This is a genomic window from Arcicella sp. GW821-FHT09D11, assembly GCF_059416265.1.
This window is the reverse complement of sequence record NZ_JBWKOV010000020.1, coordinates 1-2,912: the sequence shown is the minus strand read 5'-3', so window position 1 is coordinate 2,912 and position 2,912 is coordinate 1. Positions and strand designations below refer to the sequence as shown.

Annotated in this window: 3 protein-coding genes; 1 reads left to right on the top strand and 2 read right to left on the bottom strand. The window is 37.4% G+C overall.

Annotated features, from left to right (window positions below; genetic code table 11):
- Positions 1-131: 131 nt before the first annotated feature.
- Complete coding sequence (locus AC07N0_RS23105) at positions 132-587, bottom strand: DUF1801 domain-containing protein (protein WP_494591198.1); 456 nt, start codon at positions 585-587, stop codon at positions 132-134.
- 71 nt (positions 588-658) lie between these two features.
- Entirely contained in the window at positions 659-1,672 is a 1,014-nt protein-coding gene (locus AC07N0_RS23100; protein ID WP_494591197.1) for a threonine aldolase family protein, read from the bottom strand.
- A 279-nt stretch (positions 1,673-1,951) separates the two neighbouring features.
- Here AC07N0_RS23100 and AC07N0_RS23095 point away from each other — a divergent pair, with 279 nt between their 5' ends.
- Positions 1,952-2,809, top strand: coding sequence for an alpha/beta hydrolase (locus tag AC07N0_RS23095; protein ID WP_494591196.1), 858 nt, complete (start codon positions 1,952-1,954; stop codon positions 2,807-2,809).
- Positions 2,810-2,912: the final 103 nt, after the last annotated feature.

The following is a 2,912-nucleotide window of genomic DNA, read 5'->3' as shown; positions in this document are numbered from 1 at the left end:
TTTGTCCCATTACTTTAAAGTTTATAACTAATTTCGATAACTTAACCGAAACTGTCAACTTATTTTAGGACAAGACATTATTCTTTTCTATTAGTTGGTGACTTAAGTCACTAACTAATAGAAAACTTTATTCATCGCTTAAATTTTTCTTCATACCTACTAACCCATTCATCCACAGTCACCTTATTCGCCAGTTCTCCTATTAATTGATACGGGATTTGGTCTACCTTTTTGAAGCGTATACAGCTTTTGCCCATATCAAGTTTTGTTTTAGTATATTTAGGATATTCAGCTACAAACCATTCATGCAACGAAGGGTCTGAATAGACCATCATGTGATATACCGCCACAAAGTTTTTTTGTGAAGCAATATTCAGAAAAGGCAAAGGCAACGATGAGTCACAATGATAGCCATCTGGATAAAGCGAATGTGGCACCACATAGCCAATCATGCCGTAGCTCATTACTTCGGTAAAACCCTCTGGTAAATTTTGAAGGATTGCTTTTCGTAAAGCGTTGATAGCGAGTTTTCTATCTTCGGGTAACTGTTCAACGTATTCGTCGGGAGTTAAAGCATTGCTTTGCATAGATATCTAGTTTTGAGTCGTCATAAATGTACAAAAAAAAGAGGCTATTTGAAAACAAAAGCCTCTTGATTTTACTGTAAAATTCTCTTCTGAAACTCTGTCAGATGGTCGTCCGTAAAATCTAAATGAGTGACAAACCTTACTTGGTGTTTGCCAAAGGTGGTAGCACGAATACCTTTATCATTGAGCTGTTGAACATAGTCAGCTGCTAAAATTTTATGATTCAAATTCAGAATTACAATATTGGTATCTACAGGTAAAACGTTTTCTACCTCAGGTAACTTTTCCATCGTTTCGCCAATTATGCTGGCACGAGCATGGTCTTCTTTTAATCGATTAATATTATGGTCAAGGGCATAAATACCCGCAGCTGCCAGATAACCAGCTTGTCGCCAGCCACCACCTAAGCGTTTGCGTACTCTTTTTGCTTTTTTGATAAAGTCTTTCGTTCCCAAAAGCACTGAGCCAATGGGTGTTCCTAGTCCTTTAGATAAGCAAACCGACATAGAATCGAATACTTTGCCATATTCTAGGGGACTTTCCTCCGTCTCTACCAAGGCATTAAATATTCTTGCACCGTCTAGATGTAAAGGAATGTTATTGGCGATACAAAGTTGTTTTATCTCTTGAATATCAGCCAATTGATAATACGCCCCTCCGCCTTTGTTGACAGTATTTTCCAAAGAAACCAATGCCGAGATAGGATGATGGATATTATCAGGCTGAATTACTTCCTTGATTTGCCAAGCCCTCAACCGCCCTCTGTCGCCCTCAAGCAAATTGACAGACGCTAAGGAGTTGGCCGCAATGCCTCCGCCTTCATATAAGTAAATATGCGAAAGGGCATCACAAATTACCTCGTCACCCTGTTTTACATGGACGTTAATCGCTATTTGGTTAGTCATGGTGCCAGAAGTACAAAACAAAGCTGCTTCATAACCAAACATATTGGCGGCCTTTTGTTCAAGCGCAATAACCGTTGGGTCGTCTTCAAAAACATCATCGCCAACCTCCGCAGTAAACATTGCCTCTAACATGGCAGGTGTAGGTTTTGTAAAAGTATCGCTTCTTAATTCAATGGTCATGTTATAAATAGTTTTTTGATGAAATAAGGGCAAAGATAGATATTGCGTAACTTAGTAGTGAAGGGTTTTATGGTTTTTATTACCGCAGTCGCTCGTTTCAAACGAGTGACGATTATTATCAACCCTCTGGGCTAGTTTTTCTCAGTCCTTGGTGAAGCATTGCTTGTATCTAAACTATTTTTCTACATTTAGCAAGTCTTTTATTAACATCACTTCATAGAAAAAGGCGTAAAGCTTATTAAATTGCTACAAAACTTCATTATACACACAACATCCATCATGAGATTAATTATTACCATCCTCTTTATATGCTTTACCATTCAGGCATTCTCTCAAGCTGATAAAACTAATAATGCTAAACCATTTATATTAGGCGTGATTGATGAAGTTTATTCAAAGGAGTTAGGGGAGAAAAGGATTTTAAATATTTACCTACCAGAAGGTTATAGCAAGAATGACACAGTTACCTATCCCGTTACTTACCTGCTAGATGGCTCGGCTGATGAAGATTTTATTCATGTAGCTGGAATATTTCAGTTCAATAATTTTGAATGGGTAAACCGTGTTCCTAAATCTATTGTAGTGGGTATCGCTACAGTAGATAGGAGGAGGGATTTTACTTTTCTTACTTCCATTGAAGCAGATAAAAAGAAAAATCCTACTTCAGGGCACTCTGATAAATTTATAGGATTTATTGAAAAAGAGCTACAACCATTCATTCAAAAAAAATACAAGACGAATAACAATAAAACCATTATTGGACAATCGTTAGGAGGTCTATTGGCGACTGAAATTTTGCTAAAACAGCCAACGCTTTTTAATAAGTATATTATCGTGAGTCCGAGTATTTGGTGGGATAATGGTTCGTTACTTACTGTGCCATCCGCATTGTTGCAACCTACTTTTTTGCAGAAAACCGATGTTTATATTGGTGTAGGCAAAGAGGGACTTACACCCACAGTACCGCCACGTGTCATGGAAGTAGATGCTAATTTATTAGCAGAGAAAATTAAAAATACTCAAAGTAAAACAGTAAAGGTTTATCTGGACTATCTTCCGTTGGAAAACCACGCTACCATTGGTCATCAGGCAATGGTAAATGCCTTGCAGTGGATACATGGAGATGGGAAGCGATAACAAAATGATATTTTCTATTAGCGGGTGACTTATTAGCTTTCATGAAATAACCGTTCCTTTGTATTTTGGTTAATGTTTTTACAAATTGTTCCAAGAAAGTTAT

What these genes read in the sequence shown, in the direction of transcription:
- AC07N0_RS23100 (WP_494591197.1), bottom strand. Translation starts at nt 1,672, where the DNA reads ATGACCATTGAATTAAGAAGCGATACTTTTACAAAACCTACACCTGCC.
- AC07N0_RS23095 (WP_494591196.1), top strand. Translation starts at nt 1,952, where the DNA reads ATGAGATTAATTATTACCATCCTCTTTATATGCTTTACCATTCAGGCA.
- AC07N0_RS23105 (WP_494591198.1), bottom strand. Translation starts at nt 587, where the DNA reads ATGCAAAGCAATGCTTTAACTCCCGACGAATACGTTGAACAGTTACCC.